The sequence below is a fragment of the Pseudomonas sp. 910_23 genome, assembly GCF_052850795.1.
This window is the reverse complement of the sequence record NZ_VXCZ01000002.1, coordinates 205,047-222,890: the sequence shown is the minus strand read 5'-3', so window position 1 is coordinate 222,890 and position 17,844 is coordinate 205,047. Positions and strand designations below refer to the sequence as shown.

General features: G+C 61.5%; 11 protein-coding genes. 3 read left to right on the top strand and 8 right to left on the bottom strand.

Translation table 11 applies throughout. The features are described from left to right. Positions 1 to 10: 10 nt before the first annotated feature. The 8 genes from FW800_RS03145 to glnE all read right to left on the bottom strand — a co-directional run bounded on the left by FW800_RS03145 (position 11) and on the right by glnE (position 10,125). Positions 11 to 1,456, bottom strand: coding sequence for a lipopolysaccharide kinase InaA family protein (locus FW800_RS03145; protein WP_446436949.1), 1,446 nt, complete (start codon positions 1,454 to 1,456; stop codon positions 11 to 13). Then, positions 1,456 to 2,208: a lipopolysaccharide kinase InaA family protein gene (locus FW800_RS03140; protein ID WP_446436948.1), complete on the bottom strand. Its 753-nt coding sequence runs from the start codon at positions 2,206 to 2,208 to the stop codon at positions 1,456 to 1,458. Before FW800_RS03140 ends, FW800_RS03145 begins: the two co-directional genes overlap by 1 nt. Beyond that, complete coding sequence (locus FW800_RS03135; RefSeq protein WP_446436947.1) at positions 2,205 to 2,939, bottom strand: lipopolysaccharide kinase InaA family protein; 735 nt, start codon at positions 2,937 to 2,939, stop codon at positions 2,205 to 2,207. The genes FW800_RS03140 and FW800_RS03135 overlap by 4 nt, the downstream gene beginning before the upstream one ends. After that, a complete protein-coding gene (rfaP, locus tag FW800_RS03130) occupies positions 2,939 to 3,745 on the bottom strand; it encodes a lipopolysaccharide core heptose(I) kinase RfaP (RefSeq protein WP_005784137.1) in 807 nt (268 codons plus the stop codon). The genes FW800_RS03135 and rfaP overlap by 1 nt, the downstream gene beginning before the upstream one ends. Beyond that, positions 3,742 to 4,866: a glycosyltransferase family 4 protein gene (locus tag FW800_RS03125; protein WP_005784135.1), complete on the bottom strand. Its 1,125-nt coding sequence runs from the start codon at positions 4,864 to 4,866 to the stop codon at positions 3,742 to 3,744. The genes rfaP and FW800_RS03125 overlap by 4 nt, the downstream gene beginning before the upstream one ends. Then, positions 4,866 to 5,927, bottom strand: coding sequence for a lipopolysaccharide heptosyltransferase I (gene waaC / locus FW800_RS03120; protein WP_078820124.1), 1,062 nt, complete (start codon positions 5,925 to 5,927; stop codon positions 4,866 to 4,868). The genes FW800_RS03125 and waaC overlap by 1 nt, the downstream gene beginning before the upstream one ends. Before the next feature lies 1 nt (position 5,928). Next, the gene (waaF, locus tag FW800_RS03115) at positions 5,929 to 6,963 is read right to left on the bottom strand and encodes a lipopolysaccharide heptosyltransferase II (RefSeq protein ID WP_032878265.1); all 1,035 of its coding nucleotides are present in this window, start codon (positions 6,961 to 6,963) and stop codon (positions 5,929 to 5,931) included. Between the two features lie 222 nt (positions 6,964 to 7,185). After that, positions 7,186 to 10,125: a bifunctional [glutamate--ammonia ligase]-adenylyl-L-tyrosine phosphorylase/[glutamate--ammonia-ligase] adenylyltransferase gene (glnE, locus tag FW800_RS03110; RefSeq protein ID WP_446436946.1), complete on the bottom strand. Its 2,940-nt coding sequence runs from the start codon at positions 10,123 to 10,125 to the stop codon at positions 7,186 to 7,188. Positions 10,126 to 10,508: 383 nt separating this feature from the next. Between glnE and aceE the strand changes: the two genes are divergently transcribed. The 3 genes from aceE to FW800_RS03095 all read left to right on the top strand — a co-directional run bounded on the left by aceE (position 10,509) and on the right by FW800_RS03095 (position 17,785). Next, a complete protein-coding gene (gene aceE / locus FW800_RS03105; protein WP_003187985.1) occupies positions 10,509 to 13,154 on the top strand; it encodes a pyruvate dehydrogenase (acetyl-transferring), homodimeric type in 2,646 nt (881 codons plus the stop codon). An 11-nt stretch (positions 13,155 to 13,165) separates the two neighbouring features. Next, a complete protein-coding gene (aceF, locus tag FW800_RS03100; RefSeq protein WP_446436945.1) occupies positions 13,166 to 14,788 on the top strand; it encodes a dihydrolipoyllysine-residue acetyltransferase in 1,623 nt (540 codons plus the stop codon). Between the two features lie 303 nt (positions 14,789 to 15,091). Next, positions 15,092 to 17,785 (top strand): putative bifunctional diguanylate cyclase/phosphodiesterase, encoded by a 2,694-nt coding sequence (locus FW800_RS03095; RefSeq protein ID WP_032878268.1) that lies wholly within the window; start codon positions 15,092 to 15,094, stop codon positions 17,783 to 17,785. Positions 17,786 to 17,844 lie beyond the last annotated feature (59 nt).

The window sequence follows — 17,844 nt, the reverse complement described above, 5'->3', positions numbered from 1 at the left end:
AGGCGCCCGCTTAAACCACGATGGTCTTAGGCAACCGCTGATCGATCAACTGATACAACGCACTGCCCTGCGGCCAATTGCGCATAAACCGCGCCCGGTCTTTAGCGTATGCCGGCGCAAAACTGGCAACAGAGCCGTGCTGACACATGGCATCCAGATCAATCATCGCCCAACGCCCGTCATTCCAGAACAGGTTATGGCCTTTGAAATCGCCATGACTGATGCGCTCGCCAATCAACTGGGTAAACAACTGCTCCAGTGCGAGCAGCTCGCTCTCAGGCGCATCGCCGTTTTCAACATACGGCGCAAAGCGCTCGATGATGTCCGGCCCCGGCAGAAACTCGGTGACCAGATACGCACGGCTGCGCAGCCATAAAAAGCGCTTCTCCAGCACCGCCAGTGGCTTGGGCGTAGCAAAGCCGAGAAACGCCAGGCGGTTACCCTCGCGCCAGGAATGCCAGGCTCGGCTCGGGCGCCAGAAGCGCTTGAGCCAGTGGGCAAAGCCTTTGATGTTGTAGCGCTTGATCACCAACGGCCGACCAGCCACTTCGACCTTGGCCACACTGGCCGCGCCGCCGGTCTTGTACAGGTGGCCCTGGTCAAGCAAGGCGTCTGCCTGTTCCAGCACCGGTAACATGGCCGTTTCTTCTTCGCGACGAATCGCACGCAAGCCAAAGGCGCCACGCACCACGCTGAACAGCGTGCATTCGCGGCCAGTCTTGTCCAGAAAGTCCTTCAAGCGCCAGGCGCTGACTTTGCGCACCTGCTTTTCCAGGGCTTGCAGCGGCAAGGCGTGCTCACCATTACCCAGCAGGTAGTACACCAATAATTCTTCGGTAAACGGCTCAAGGTTTTTCGGCAGCTGGGCGAAAAACACGCCGAGGTTTTCCAGCACGCGATTGCGCGACAACGGCTTACCCGCCTCCTCGACACAAATGCCTGCGCCATCGATCAAGTACAGCTTGCCGTCCTGGCGCAGCAGGTTGTCCAGGTGCAGGTCTTCCTGCCACAGGCCTTTGGCATGCATTTGCGCAATCGCGCCCAATGCTTCGGCGAGCACGGCGGTTTGTTCGTCCGCCAACGGCGGCAGATGTTCGACGGCGTGCCACGCATCGGCCAGGCTTTGGGCGCCCTCGATAAACTCAAACAGCAGCCAGCCGCCCTGGCCGTCCTGCAAGCCATCGGCCAACAACAACGGTGTGGTCAGGCCTTGCTCAGCCAACAAACGCACACCCTTGAGTTCACGCTGAAAATGCCGCGCCGCCTTGCTGCCAACCAACAATTTGGCCAATACCGGGCGACCACGCCACACTGCCGCGCCCACGTAGCGCTGCCCGGGCAACACCCGCAGCAGGCTCAGCAGTTGCAACTGCCCCGGGCCTGCCGCATCCGCCAGATCGATGGTCAACGGCAGGCTGGGGCTACGGCCGGCATTTTTCAGCTCGGATAAACGCATCAGCGGTTCTCCTTGTGGCTGCGGCGTGCGGTCAGGCGCTGGTGCCAAGTGGAGACCAGGTCGCTGTCCTCGGGCTGCTCAAGATACGCCGCCAGCAGTTGGCGCACCTGCGCGTCCGACCATTGGGGCGCGCGACGCAGCAGCGGTTCCAGGTCCTTGACCCGGTCACGCCAGCCAAACAGCAACGGACGGGTTTTTTCCAGGTCGATCAGCTGCGCGGCATAACCCTCAGCGGTGGCCTGCAGGAAAATATGCTTGGGGTAAAAACAGCCATGCACCTGCCCGACGCTGTGCAGATGACGCGCCAGCTTGCCGCACGCCGACAGGATCGCACTGTGCTGGGCGACGCTCAATTGCGGCCACTGCTCCAGCAACGAATCCAGGTCGTTCCAACCATCCAGAGCACGGGTAAGCAGCATTGCCCGGCGCTCGCCCTCAACCTTGCGCTCACCGAAGAACGCCGCCTGCAGAGCAGGGATTCCGAGCTTTCGATACAGGCTGATATTACGGAACTCGCGCGCAAAACTCGGCTCGCCAAACGGCCGGTGCAAGGTGCGCGTCAGGTAGTTGCTCTGGCGCTTGAGGTAATAGCCCTGCCCTTCAAGCTCCAGGCGATACACACTGCTCCAGCCGCCGTGACTGGTATTGGGCTCGTCCACTGCGTCCAGTTGCTTGGCCCACAGGGCGTCAAACGTCGCCAGACCGTTGCGCTCAAGCAAGGCTCGGTCTTCGGCCGCCAGGAAGTCACTCATTCGCGTCCCTCAAAAAACTTCACCACGTGACGAATTCGCCGTTTGTCCGACGCCGACAAGTGCGTGCGCTGGCGGTATTGCAGGTAGAAACGCAGGCGCTGGGTGGCCGACAGGTGATATTTGGCGACCTTGTCCAGGCAAGCCAAGTCCTTGGTGATGCGGTACTTGAGCCAGAAACCACGCCAGAAATCACCGTTGGGGCAATCGATCAGGTACAGGGTTCGTTGGTCGTCCACCAGCAGGTTGCGCCACTTCAAGTCGTTATGAGTGAAGCAGTGCTCATGCATGGTGCGCGTGTATTCGGCGAGCTGGCGGCTGATGCCATCGACCCACCGGGGGTCTTTCAGGCGTTCGTCATTGCGCTCGGCCAGCACTGACAAGTCTTCCGTCTTGGGCAGCTCGCGGGTAATCATCGCGCCCCGGTTATAAGCCAGGCCCTTGCGGTCCAGGCCCCAGGCGACGACATCAGCCGTCGGGATGCCCCACTTGGCGAAACGCTTGAGGTTCTGCCATTCGGATTTCACCCGCGGCCTGCCCAGGTAACGGCGCAAGCCTTTGCCGGCGCCCACGTAGCGCTTGACGTAATAATTGACCCCGCCGCGCTCGACCCGGATCACTTCCGACAGCGGGTCGCGGGTCAATCGCTCGCCTTGCAAGGCAAATACCGCCTCCAGGCTTCCAAAGTCATCCGCCAGGGCGGCATAGGCAGGTTCCAGGTTCCAACCCGCCATCAGAGCGCATCCCCGTATCGTTGCTTGCGCGCGTAAAGCTTGGCGGCCATGCGCTCAAGCTCAGACAGCAGCGCAGCTTGCTCCGCCAGGATCTGGCGCAACGGCTGCTGGAAGTACGCCTTGAGAAAGCGCAGCTTGTCGCGCTGGGTCAGGCCGATCTCCAATGCGGAGTAATACAGGCCGGCCAGGTCCTTGTTACGCCAGCGCAGTGGAATCGTCGGACGCACCTGCGCACGGTGCAGGTCGATCACCGACAATTTCAGATTGTCGACGGTAATGGGCTGGTCCGTGTGCAACAGGAAATGGCAGAGGTAGCAGTCGCGATGGTTCACGCCACCGCGGTGCATCGCGCCGACGGTGCGCGCCAGCTCACGGGTCAAGGCGTGTTTGATGGCCGGCACGGGCGGTTGCTTGACCCAATCGAGGGTCAAGTCTTCCAGGCTGATAATCGGCGTCAGTTCCTGGGTAATGATGAACGAATGCTGGTCGGCCGGGTTGCTGCCTTTTTCGCCAAAGGCCACGGCGGTCATGGTCGGCACGCCCAGCGCTTGCAGGCGCTGGATCGCCAGCCACTCCAGGCCTGCGCCCAGTACCGGCAACTTGGCCGTGACCAGGTTCTTGAGGATTTCGCCCCAGCCAATGCCACGGTGAATCTTCACAAAGTAAGGCTGGCCTTCGACCACCGTACGCAACGTACGGCGAGCGGCCAGCTCGCGGAACACCTGGCCTTGCAGCTTCTCGACCTCGGCGAACGCATCGCGTCCGGCCCAGAGGGTCTTGAAGGGTTCGGCTAGAATCAACTTCATCGGTTTGGCTCCGCCAGAATCAGGTCCGCAGCGTACTGCGGCATGCTATAGAGGTCGGCCGTCTCGGCGAAGGCCAGACCATTGCGACTCCAGGTCGCGCGTGCGTGTGGATCGTCGAGCATATCCACCAGGTACTGGTTGAGCTGGGCTTGCTCGAACGGCTCATCCAACACCCGGCCGCTCTGGGCCTTGTCGATGTAGAACGCGTAGCCACACACCCGGCTCACCAGTACCGGGAGGCCGGCGACCACCGCTTCGACCAGCACCATACCGGCCGCCTCGTTGTACGCAGGGTGAATCAGCAGGTCGGCGCCCAGCAGGAAACGCGGGATATCACTGCGGCCCTTGAAGAACTGCACCTGATCGCCCAGGCCCAATGCCGCACTCTGCAATTGGAATACCTTGGGGTCGTCCTGGCCGATTACGAACAGTCGGGTGCGCTTCTTCAGCTTGGAAGGCAAGGCGGCCACGGCCTTGAGGCTGCGGTCGACGCCCTTGGTCTTGAAGCCCGAACCGATCTGCACCAGCAACAGGTCGTCCTCGGCCAGGCCGAACTCACGACGAAACTCAGCGCGGATTTCGGCCGCGTCAGGCGGAGCGCGCCGGTCGCGGGCAATGCCCGGCGGCAGCAAGTGGAAACGCTCGGCCTGGGTGCCGTAATACTGGGTGAACAACTTCTGCTGATGTTCGGACAGCACCATGATTTGGGTCTTGGCGTCCTTATCGAACACCGCGCGCTCGTATTCGGCGAAGTGCCGATAGCGCCCGAACCAGCGGTACATGGGATTGCGCAGGTTTTGAGCCTTGTCTTCGAACACCCCGTCGGCGGCAAAATACACATCCAGCCCCGGCATCTTGTTGAAGCCCACCACGCGATCCACCGGCCGCTTGGCCAGGTCGGCCTGGATCCAGGCATACAGCTTTTCATTGCGACGGTGATTGACCAGCGCCTTGACCGGCGCCACCAGTACTTCGAAGCCGGGTGGGATGTCGCCTTCCCAGATCAGCGTATAGACACGAATCTTGTGGCCGCGCTGCTGGCACTCCAGGGCGATGCGCATGAAGTCGCGCTGCAAGCCACCGAAGGGAAAGTACTTGTACAGAACAAAAGCCAGTTGCATCAGTGCTGCTCCTCAGCCAGTAACAACGTGCTCAGCCGGCTTGCTACACGCTCAGGATTCAAGCGCGTGAAGCACAGGGGCGACTCACGCTTGATGTCGAACCGCCGCAGGTCGTCGGCGGTAGGTTGATAGGTACACTGCTTTTGCAGGCACGGCGCACACGGCCAGTCGCTGGCCAAATGGATCTGGCCCTTGCCGTAAGCGCCAGTAAGGCCCGGATTGGTGGGGCCGAACAGGGAAATGGTCGGCACATCCAGCGCTGCCGCCAGGTGACCGAGGCCGGTGTCCACCGCCACACAGGCACGGGCGCCCGCCAACACGCCAGCTACGCCCGCCAGGTTGAGTTTGGGCAGCACTTCGGCGTTGGGAAGGCCCTGGGCCAGGCGCTCGGCCCGAGCTTTTTCGGCGGCGTTACCCCACGGCAATTTCACGTCCACGCCCAGGCGCCCCATGCGTTCGGCCAGCTCACGCCAATAGGCTTCGGGCCAGTGCTTGGTGTCCCAGGTAGTGCCGTGCAGCAGCAACACAAAGGGTTTTTTCGGCGGCAGGCCCAGCAGTTTTTCAACGCTCAGGCCATAGTCGCCCAAGCCTTTGGGCAGGTCGTAGCCCAGGGCCACGGCGAACAGTTGGCGCAAGCGCTCTACCGCGTGTTGCCCGCGGGCCACGGCCAGGCGTCGTGAATAAAAACGCGCAGCGATCGGCTCACGGGCCGAGTTTTTATCAAAGCCGGCCACTGGAGCACGCACATAGCGGGTCAGCCAGGCGCTTTTCAGCAGGCCCTGGGCGTCGATCACCAGGTCATACTTGGTCGACTGCACGGTCTGCTTGAAACGCCGCCACTCGCCACTCTTGATGGTTTGCCAAAGGTTTTTGCGCCAGCGGCGAATCGCCACCGGGATCACCTTGTCCACCGCCGGGTGCCAGGTCGGGATTTCGGCAAAGCCTTCTTCCACCACCCAATCAAAGCGAATGCCGGGAATCGCCCGTGCTGCATCGGTCAACGCCGGCAAGGCATGGATCACATCGCCCAGGGATGAGGTCTTGACTACCAGTACCCGCAACTCAGTGAACCTCGACCACATCGCCCTGCAACCGCTGCAAGGCATCGGTTACCGGCTGCGGCAGCAATTGGCGCAGGCAGTTGTAGTGGCCGAAGCGGCAGGTGCGATCAAAACACGGGCTGCAATCCAGGCCCAGGCGCACCACTTCGACCTTGTCGGCCAAGGGCGGGGTGAAGCCTGGGGACGTGGAGCCGTACACCGCTACCAGCGGGCGGTTCAGCGCCGCCGCCACATGCATCAGGCCGGAGTCGTTGGACACCACCGAGTCGGCGCAGGACAACAAGTCGATAGCCTCGGCCAGGGACGTGTCGCCACTGAGGTTCACCGCCTCTTCGCGCAGGCCGGGAATCAGGCGCTGACGAATATCTTCACCTACCGAATGATCGTTCTTCGAACCGAACAGCCACACCTGCCAGCCTTCGCGGATCTTGGTCTCGGCGACCTTGGCGTAATGCTCCGACGGCCAGCGCTTGGACTCGCCAAACTCGGCGCCAGGGCACAAGGCCAGAACCGGCCGATCAAGGGTAAGGCCGAACTTGGCCAGCGCCGCATCGCGGGTCACCGGGTCGATCTGCAAGCTGGGCCGCGGGTACGGCGTGGGCAATTGCGTGCCGGGCTCGTAGGCCAGGGCCATGAAGCGCTCGATCATCAGCGGGTAGCGGGCTTTATCCAGGGTGCGTACGTCATTGAGCAGCACATAGCGAAACTCACCGCGCCAGCCGGTGCGCTTGGGGATGCCGGCAAAAAAAGGCACCAGCGCCGACTTGAGCGAGTTGGGCAACAGGATCGCCTGGTCGTACTGGCCGGCCATGGATTTGCCGATGCGTCGGCGGGTCGCCAGTTCCAGGGCACCGTGGCCGAGCGGAAAGCTCAAGGCCTTGCGCACCTCGGGCATGCGCTCCAGGATCGGCCGGCTCCACTCAGGGGCGAGCACGTCGATCTGGCAGTCTGGATAGCGCTGGCGCAGGCACTGGAACAGTGTCTGTGCCATCACCATGTCACCGACCCAACTGGGCCCAACGATCAGAATATTCATGTAGTTTCCACAAACGATGCGGGGAGGCTTATGCCTCCCCGCCTCGATAATGACTGTAGATCGCGGCGCGCCAGGGAGCATCTTTATGTGGGAGCTGGCTTGCCTGCGATTGCATCACCTCGGTATCACTGATAAACCGAGGCGCCTGCATCGCGGGCAAGCCCGGCTCCCACATTAATCCGCATCCCATATAAAAATTGGCGTCGCCCAATCAGTCGAGTTTCAATTTAAGCCCAGCGCTTGCCAGATTCGCATCACCTGTCGCCGTTCGTCGGCAAACTGGTCCCCGGCGACCGTGCCGGCCTCGTTCTGCAAGGCCTGGCGGTGGGCGGCGGAGCGGTAGGCCTTATATACCTCACGCAGCAAATGGGCATCGGCGGCGGGCATCAGCCCGACCTGCTCAAGGCCCTCCAGAATGCGAATATTGTCGGTGTAGCGCAGCAACGATGGATGTTGCGCAGACCACGCCAAAGCCGCGTATTGCACCATAAATTCAATATCGACGATACCTCCGGCGTCCTGCTTGAGGTCGAACACCGCCGTGACCTCGAAGGCATTGGCGCCCCTGCCGGCCGCCGTGGCCTTGGTACCCAGGTTATCGCGCATCTTGGTGCGCATCTCGCTGACCTCCTGGCGCAGCTTCGCCAAGTCCCGTTCACGCCCCAATACGTTGGCACGTACCTGCTCGAATGCATGGCCCACATCCTGGCTGCCCACCAGCACCCGTGCGCGGATGAGCGCCTGATGTTCCCAGGTCCAGGCTTCATTTTGTTGATAGCGATCGAAGGCGCCCAGGGAGCTCACCAGCAAGCCGGATGCGCCGGAAGGTCGCAGGCGCATGTCCACTTCATACAGCTGGCCGGAGTTGGTCTGGGTGGTCAGCAGGTGAATGATGCGCTGGCCCAGACGCGTGAAGAACTGCGCGCCGTCAATCGGCTTGGCGCCATCGGTCTCGGCCTGGGGGTCGCCATCGTGGATAAACACCAGATCCAGATCCGAACCATGCCCCAGTTCGATGCCGCCGACTTTCCCATAACCGACAATGATGAACCCAGGATCGCACAGGGTACCGTCCAGGCGCTGCGGCGCGCCGTGGCGGGCGACAGTCTGGCGCCAGGCCAGGGCCAGCACTTGCTCAAGAATGGCTTCGGCCAGCCAGGTGAGGTAGTCGCTGACTTTCATCAGCGGCAGGCTGCCAGCAATTTCCGAGGCCGCGACTCGCAGGCGGTGCGCCAATTTAAAGTGACGCAGGGCCTCCATTTGCTGTTCAAGGTCGTCCTCGGGAATGCGGGTGAGGCGCTCGCGCAGCTCGGCAGCCAGCTCCGGCGCCAGCGGCGGCTTGAACAGGCGGCCCTCGTTGAGCAGCTCATCGAGCAACAACGGGAAACGGGTGATCTGTTCGGCGATCCACGGGCTGGCGGCGCACAGGGTCAGCAGGCGACGCAGCGCATCCGGGTTCTCGGTGAGCAACACCAGATAGGCCGAACGCCGGGCGACGGCCTCCACCAACGGCAACACGCGCTCCAGCACCAGGTCCGGGTTGGCGTGCTCGACCGCCTGGGCCAGCAGGCGCGGAATGAATGCATCCAGGCGCTCGCGCCCCAGCCGCTGCATGGCACGCAACTGCGGGCTGCCACGCAGGCCGGCCAAGGCCTTGAGGGCTTTGGGTGCATCGGTGAAACCGCCCTCGGCCAATTGACGGCATGCGGCGTCGTCATCCTGGGATTCCTCCCACAGCGGCAACCACTCACCACCGACGACCAATTCACTTTCTTCGCCTTCTTCTTCATCAGGGTCGGCAATCACTTGACGAAAGTGCCAGTCCACGCGGCCACGCCAGTACATCAGGCGTTCGTGGAACGCAGCCCAGTCGCTGAAGCCCAGCATGAAGGCGATACGCGCCTGATCTTCGGGATTGTGCGGCAGCATTTGGGTCTGGCGGTCGGCAATCGCCTGGATGGCGTGCTCGGTGTAGCGCAGGAATTCGTAGCCATTGCGCAGTTCGGTGATCACCGCAGCCGGCAGGTAACCCTGCCCCTCAAGCGTACCCAGCACGTTCAGCAGTGGGCGTTGTTGCAGGCTGAGGTCGCGACCGCCGTGGATCAGCTGGAACGCCTGGGCGATAAACTCCACCTCCCGAATGCCGCCTGATCCCAGTTTGATGTTCTCGGCCATGCCCTTGCGCCGTACTTCCTGCTGGATCAACTGCTTCATGGTGCGCAGCGCTTCGATGGCGGAAAAGTCCAGGTAGCGGCGGTAGACGAACGGGCGCAGCATATCTAGCAACTGCGCGCCGGCCACTTGATCACCGGCCACTACGCGCGCCTTGATCATGGCGTAGCGTTCCCAATCCCGGCCCTGATCCTGGTAGTACTGCTCCAACGCGTTGAAGCTGAGCACCAGCGCACCGGCCGAGCCGTAGGGACGCAGGCGCATATCCACACGGAAGACAAAACCGTCGACCGTCATAGGATCCAGGGCCTTGATCAATTTTTGACCAAGACGAATAAAGAATTCCTGATTGTCCAGGGAGCGCTTTACCCCCACCGTCTCGCCGCCTTCGGGGTAGGCAAAAATCAGGTCGATATCCGACGAGAGATTCAGCTCCACCGCACCGAGCTTGCCCATGCCGAGGATGACCATATGCTGCGCCTCACCGCTGCGCCGCCCGGTCGGCGTGCCGAACTGCGCGCAGTGGCGCTGGTACAGCCATTGGTAAGCCTGGTCGATGCTGGCGTCGGCCATGTCGGAAAGGTCGCGACAGGTTTGCACCAGGTCCGCCTGGCGCGTCAGGTCGCGCCAGATGATGCGCACCTGCTGGCGCGTGCGCTGGCGGCGCAGCACGCGGCCCAACTCATCTTCTGTTTCGGCCTGTTGCACGGCGCCGGCAATCTGGCTGCACAGCTCACCGGGCGCAAAGCTGCGGTCCAGCTCGCCCCAGGCCACCAGTTCGAGCAACATCAAAGGGTCACGAACACTCTGTTCAATGACAAAATCACTGGCAGCGCACACGCGGGCGAAGTCGGCCCACCGTTGCGGCGTCCACGCAGAAAGGCCATGATCGTCGTCCAGCGCGGCCACCGCGTCACGAAATGACTGCTCGGCCCGCTGGGCATAAGGCAAGAGAATGGCCGGCAGTTCGGCCAGCGTTGGAAGGCTCATGGTCTATCCTTGATCGGCGTGTAATTGGCGTGTAGTTGTGAACGCAAGAGCCATGCTCGATGAAGGACTGTCGAACAAAAGTTAGAAATAGCTGAAATTAAATTAATCTTGGCAGGCAACATCAAACTTTCACCTTTTCTTGTTCGCAATAGACCAACAATAACGATTATGCTCACCAGCAAGACCGAGCCATACGCTCAGTCTTGTGTAGTTTTACTACTCGTATATACATTCGAAAGGCTGAAATGGCCGACGATTTGTAGTAAAACTACAGGACGCCGAAGCAACCTTCGGCCATCCAAGAATTTATGTCGTCTGCCCACAAGGCCAGTCGCAAACTTCAGGCAACCGATTCTGGTAGCCTTTCCGCCCTGGAGCAAGCCATGCAAGACCTCGATCCCGTCGAAACCCAGGAATGGCTGGACGCCCTGGAATCGGTTCTCGACAAAGAAGGCGAAGACCGTGCTCACTACCTGATGACCCGTATGGGCGAACTCGCGACCCGCAGCGGCTCGCAACTGCCGTACGCCATCACTACGCCATACCGCAACACCATCCCCGTTACCCACGAAGCACGCATGCCTGGCGACCTGTTCATGGAACGCCGCATTCGCTCGCTGGTACGTTGGAACGCCATGGCGATGGTAATGCGCACGAACTTGAAAGATTCGGACCTGGGCGGTCACATTTCCAGCTTCGCTTCCAGCGCCACCCTGTATGACATCGGCTTCAACTACTTCTTCCAGGCCCCGACCGACGAACACGGCGGCGACCTGATCTACTTCCAGGGCCACACCTCGCCAGGCGTCTACGCCCGTGCGTTCATGGAAGGTCGCATCAGCGAAGAGCAAATGAACAACTTCCGCCAGGAAGTCGACGGTCAGGGCCTGTCGTCCTACCCGCACCCTTGGCTGATGCCTGATTTCTGGCAGTTCCCGACCGTTTCCATGGGTCTGGGCCCGATCCAGGCGATCTACCAGGCACGCTTCATGAAGTACCTGGAAGCCCGTGGCTTCATCCCGGAAGGCAAGCAGAAAGTCTGGTGCTTCCTGGGTGACGGCGAGTGCGACGAGCCGGAATCCCTGGGGGCCATTTCCCTGGCCGGCCGCGAGAAGCTCGACAACCTGATCTTCGTCATCAACTGCAACCTGCAGCGCCTCGACGGCCCGGTTCGCGGCAACGGCAAGATCATCCAGGAACTCGAAGGCGTGTTCCGTGGTGCTCAGTGGAATGTGACCAAGGTCATCTGGGGCCGTTTCTGGGACCCGCTGCTGGCCAAGGACGTCGACGGCATCCTGCAACGTCGCATGGACGAAGTCATCGACGGCGAGTACCAGAACTACAAGGCCAAAGACGGCGCGTTCGTTCGCGAACACTTCTTCAACACGCCTGAACTCAAGGCGATGGTTGCCGACCTGTCCGACGACGAAATCTGGAAGCTCAACCGTGGCGGCCACGACCCGTACAAGGTCTACGCGGCGTACCACGAAGCGGTCAACCACAAAGAACAACCAACCGTCATCCTGGCCAAGACCATCAAGGGTTATGGCACCGGTGCCGGCGAAGCGAAGAACACCGCGCACAACACCAAGAAAGTCGATGTCGACAGCCTGAAGTTGTTCCGCGACCGCTTCGACATTCCGGTCAAGGACGAAGAGCTGGAGAACCTGCCGTTCTTCAAGCCTGAGCCAAACAGCGCCGAGGCCCGCTACCTGAGCGAGCGCCGCAGCGCACTGGGTGGCTTCGTGCCACAGCGCCGCGCCAACAGCTTCAGCGTACCGACGCCGGACCTGAGCACCCTCAAGGCCATCCTTGACGGCTCGGGCGACCGTGAAATCTCCACCACCATGGCCTTCGTGCGCATCCTCGCGCAATTGGTCAAGGACAAGGACATCGGCCCGCGCATCGTCCCGATCATCCCGGACGAAGCCCGTACCTTTGGTATGGAAGGCATGTTCCGCCAGTTGGGCATCTACTCCTCCGTCGGCCAGCTCTACGAGCCAGTCGATAAAGACCAGGTGATGTTCTACAAGGAAGACAAGAAGGGCCAGATCCTCGAAGAAGGCATCAACGAAGCGGGCGCCATGAGCTCCTTCATCGCTGCCGGTACTTCGTACTCCAGCCACAACCAGCCGATGCTGCCGTTCTACATCTTCTATTCGATGTTCGGCTTCCAGCGTATTGGCGACCTGGCTTGGGCAGCAGGCGACAGCCGTACCCGTGGCTTCCTGATCGGCGGTACCGCCGGGCGCACCACGCTGAACGGCGAAGGCCTGCAACACGAAGACGGTCACAGCCATATCCTGGCTGCCACCATCCCGAACTGCCGCACCTTTGATCCAACCTACGGCTATGAGCTGGCGGTGATCATCCAGGACGGCATGAAGAAGATGACCGAAGAGCAGCAGGACGTTTTCTACTACATCACCGTGATGAACGAGTCCTACCAGCAGCCAGCCATGCCGGCCGGTGTGGAAGAAGGCATCATCAAGGGCATGTACCTGCTCGAAGAAGACACCAAGGAAGCGGCGCACCACGTACAGCTGATGGGCTCCGGCACCATCCTGCGCGAAGTGCGTGAAGCGGCGAAGATCCTGCGTGACGAATTCAACGTCGGCGCCGACGTGTGGAGCGTGACCAGCTTCAACGAACTGCGTCGCGACGGCCTGGCCGTAGAGCGCAGCAACCGTCTGCACCCTGGCCAGAAGCCAGCCAAGAGCTACGTCGAAGAGTGCCTGGCCGGCCGTAAGGGTCCAGTCATTGCCTCTACCGACTACATGAAACTGTTTGCTGAACAAATTCGCCAGTGGGTCCCGTCCAAGGAATTCAAAGTCCTGGGCACCGATGGTTTCGGCCGCAGTGACAGCCGCAAGAAGCTGCGTCACTTCTTCGAAGTCGACCGTCACTTCGTGGTGTTGGCAGCCCTGGAAGCCTTGGCTGACCGTGGTGAGATCGAACCCAAGGTGGTGGCTGACGCCATCGTCAAGTTCGGGATCAACCCGGAAAAACGCAACCCACTGGACTGCTGAGGAGATTTTTTGTGAGCGAACTCATTCGCGTACCTGACATCGGCAGCGGTGAAGGTGAAGTAATCGAGCTGTTTGTGAAGGTCGGCGACACCGTCGAAGCCGACCAGAGCATCCTGACCCTGGAGTCGGACAAGGCGAGCATGGAAATTCCTGCTCCCAAGGCCGGCGTGGTCAAGAGCCTGAAGGTCAAGCTGGGCGACCGCCTGAAAGAAGGCGACGAACTGCTGGAACTGGAAATCGAAGGCGCCGCTGATGCAGCCCCTGCGGCGGCTCCGGCTGCCGCTGCTGAACCTGCGCCTGCCGCTGAAAAACCTGCTGCCGAGGCCCCAGCGACCCCGGCTGCTGCACCTGCCGCCGCCACCGTCCAGGACATTCACGTCCCGGACATCGGCTCGTCGGGCAAGGCCAAGATCATCGAGCTGCTGGTCAAGGTCGGCGACACCGTCGAAGCCGATCAGTCGCTGATCACCCTGGAGTCCGACAAGGCCTCCATGGAAATCCCTTCGCCGGCTGCCGGCGTAGTGGAAAGCATCGCGGTCAAGCTGGAAGACGAAGTCGGCACCGGTGACTTCATCCTCAAGCTGAAAGTACAAGGCGCTGCACCGGCGGCTGCTCCGGCTGCCAAGGCTGAAGCCGCTCCGGCCGCTGCTGCCCCGGCACCTGCTGCAAAAGCCGAGGCCACACCGGCCCCTGCTGCTGCCGCACCTGCGCCAAGCGGTGCCAAGGTGCACGCCGGCCCTGCCGTGCGTCAGTTGGCCCGCGAGTTCGGCGTCGAGCTGAGCGCCGTCTCGGCCAGCGGCCCACACGGTCGTGTACTGAAGGAAGACGTGCAGGCTTACGTCAAAGCCATGATGCAAAAGGCCAAGGAAGCACCGGCTGCCGGCGCGACGGGCGGCTCGGGCATTCCGCCGATCCGTACCGTGGATTTCAGCCGCTTCGGCGAAACCGAAGAAGTGCCGATGACCCGCCTGATGCAAATCGGCGCGGCCGGCCTGCACGCCAGCTGGCTGAACATCCCGCACGTGACTCAGTTCGACCAGGCCGACATCACCGACCTGGAAGCTTTCCGCGTTGCGCAGAAAGCCGTGGCCGAGAAGGCCGGCGTGAAGCTGACCGTGCTGCCACTGCTGCTCAAGGCCTGCGCGCACCTGCTCAAGGAACTGCCAGACTTCAACAGCTCGCTGGCGCCAAGCGGCAAGGCGATCATTCGCAAGAAATACGTCAACATCGGCTTTGCCGTCGACACTCCGGATGGCCTGCTGGTACCGGTCATCAAGAACGTCGACCAGAAGAGTCTGCTGCAACTCGCTGGCGAAGCGGCTGCGCTGGCTGCCAAGGCCCGCGACAAGAAGCTCACCCCGGATGACATGCAGGGCGCCTGCTTCACTATCTCCAGCCTCGGGCACATTGGCGGCACTGGCTTCACGCCAATCGTCAACGCGCCGGAAGTGGCGATCCTGGGTGTTTCCAAGGCCACCATCCAGCCTGTGTGGGACGGTAAAGCGTTCCAGCCCAAGCTGATGCTGCCACTGTCGCTGTCCTACGATCACCGTGTGATCAACGGCGCCGCCGCTGCACGCTTCACCCAGCGCCTGAGCCAGTTGCTGAACGACATCCGCACCATCCTGCTGTAAGCCGCAGAGCCTTCCCTTTACGGGGAAGGCCCTTGCCGCACCGATTTCCGAGCGCCACGCTCGTACCTCAACCCCGCCACTTGGCGGGGCTTTTTTTGTGCGCTCGGTGTACGCACAGAACAGGTTTGTACACCTTCTGTCACTTCGATTGCAGAAATCCCCCGCACGGCCGATAACTGCCTTATAGCACTTAGCCTTCATCCTCTCTTGTCAGTGCGTGCCGCATGATGCAACCTTGCCGCAGGCGACAGTAAAGAGGGCGTGAGCCGGGCGCCACGCGCATTTTCCCAAGCGAGTTTCCCCATGAAAAGCCAACCCGATGTCGCCCGTATGGCGGCCGAGGTAGTGACGCAATTACCGGTGCCTTCGCGCCTCGGTATGCTGCGTTTCGAGCGGCTTAATGAGGCAAGCTGGGCCCTGCTGTACCTCGATCCCAATTGCGAGCGCCAGTTCGGCCTGCCAGCTGTGGAACTCTGCGCGCTGATCGGCACGCCCTACGCCAGCCTGATGGAGCCCCAGGCCCGCTATCAGCTGCACGACGCAATCCAGCAGCAACTGACCCACAGCCCCCATTACCTGGTGCGCTATACCCTGCACACCCATGACGGCCCGATGAGCCTGCTGGAAATGGGCGAGGCCTACAAACAACACAACCGCCATCTGCTGCGCGGCTACCTGATGGTGGTCGACGGGCTGTTCAGCGATACCACCGCGCCCGCCCCGACCGCTGACCTGGAAAACCAGAACAGCCGCCTGCAGATCGCCCTGGAACTCAACCAGCGTGCGCAGCAGGAACAGTTGCAACACCTGGAACGGGTGCGCGCCCAGCAGGAGCTGATCCTGCTGCTGGCCCGACAGCGCTACACCACGCCCAATTCGCTGCAAGAAGCCGCTGAGCTGATCACCCGTAGCGCGTGCGACATTTACCAGATCGACTGCGCCAGCATCTGGCACCTCGAAGGCCAACATCTGGTGCCTATCTCGGCGTACCACCGCGCCGACCAACAGCACCGCCTGCCCCAAGCCATCGACGCCAGCGGTTTTCCGGATTATCTGGAAGCCCTGCACTCCAGCCGCGCCATCGACGCCACTCATGCCCAACGTGACCCGCGCACCCGGGAAATGGCCGAAAGCCTGCGCGCCAACGATATCCACGCGATGCTCGACGCCAGTATTCGTGTCGACGGCCAGGTCGTCGGCGTGCTGTGCCTGGAACAAAGCGGCAGTTCACGTGCCTGGCAGTCCGATGAAATCGCGTTTGCCGGCGAGCTGGCAGACCAGTTCGCGCAAGTCATCAACAACCACAACCGCCGTACCGCCACCAGCGCCCTGCACCTGTTCCAGCGTGCTGTGGAACAAAGCGCCAACGCCTTTCTGCTGGTCAATTGCGACGGCGTGGTGGAGTACGTCAACCCCAGCTTCACCGCAATTACCCAATACAGCGCGGAAGAAGTCCACGGCCATCGCCTGGCGCAACTGCCGGCCCTGGAAAATCTCAGTGAGTTGCTGTTCGACGCACCGTCGGCCCTGGCCAAAAGCAACAGCTGGCAAGGCGAGTTCAAAAGCCGGCGCAAGAACCTGGAGCCCTACTGGGGCCAGTTGTCGATTTCCAAGGTGTATGGCGATAACCGCGAGTTGACCCACTACATCGGCATCTACGAAGACATCACCCAGACCAAGCTGGCGCAACAGCGCATCGAGCGTCTGGCCTACACCGACAACCTGACCAACCTGGGCAACCGACCGGCGTTCATCCGTAACCTCGACGAACGCTTTGCCCGCGACAGCGACAGCCCGATCAGCCTGCTGCTGGTGGACATCGACAACTTCAAGCGCATCAACGACAGCCTCGGCCACCAGACCGGCGACAAGTTGCTGATCAGCCTGGCCCGCCGTTTGCGCAATAGCTTGAGCAGCGGCGGCAGCCTGGCACGCTTTGCCAGTAACGAGTTCGCAGTGCTGTTGGATGATTCCGACCTGGAGACCGGCCAGCAGGTCGCCAGCCAGTTGCTGGCCACGCTCGACAAGCCGATGTTCGTCGACAACCAGTTGATCAGCGTCACCGGCTCCGTGGGCCTGGCCTGCGCGCCGCTGCATGGCCGCGACCCGCAGACCCTGATGCGTAACGCAGGGCTGGCACTGCACAAGGCCAAGGCCAACGGCAAACACCAGGTGCAAGTGTTTACCGAAGCGTTGAATGCCGAAGCCAGCTACAAGCTGTTCGTGGAAAACAACCTGCGTCGCGCCCTGACCCAGAACGAGCTGGACGTGTTCTACCAGCCCAAACTGTGCCTGCGCAGCGGCCGTCTGCTGGGCATGGAAGCGCTGTTGCGCTGGAACCACCCGGAAAAGGGCATGATCCGCCCCGACCAGTTCATCAGCGTGGCCGAAGAGACCGGGTTGATCATTCCGATCGGCAAATGGATCGCCCGCCAGGCGTGCCGCATGAGCAGGCAGTTGAGCGCCGCCGGCATGGGCAATTTGCAGGTGGCGATCAACCTGTCGCCCAAGCAATTTTCCGATCCGGACCTGGTGACCTCGATTGCCACCATCCTCAAGGAAGAACAGCTACCGGCCAATCTGCTGGAGCTGGAGCTGACCGAGGGTTTGCTGCTGGAAGCCACCGAAGACACGCGCCTGCAACTGGACCAGTTGAAAAGCTTTGGCCTGACCCTGGCCATGGACGATTTCGGCACCGGTTACTCGTCGCTGAGCTACTTGAAAAAATTCCCCATCGACATCATTAAGATTGATCGCAGCTTTATCCACGAGATCCCGGATAACCAGGACGACATGGAAATCACCTCGGCAGTGATCGCCATGGCTCACAACCTCAAGCTCAAGGTGGTGGCCGAAGGCATCGAGACAGCCGAACAGTTGGCGTTCCTGCGCAGACACCGCTGCGATGTCGGCCAGGGCTACCTGTTCGACCGACCGATCCCCGGTGCAGAGCTGCTGACAATGCTTAAACGCTACCCGCGCGGGCCAATCGCCTGACAGCGCTGTAACACTCGGGCACACTGACTGTCTGACAATTTACTGTTACTCAACCTGAC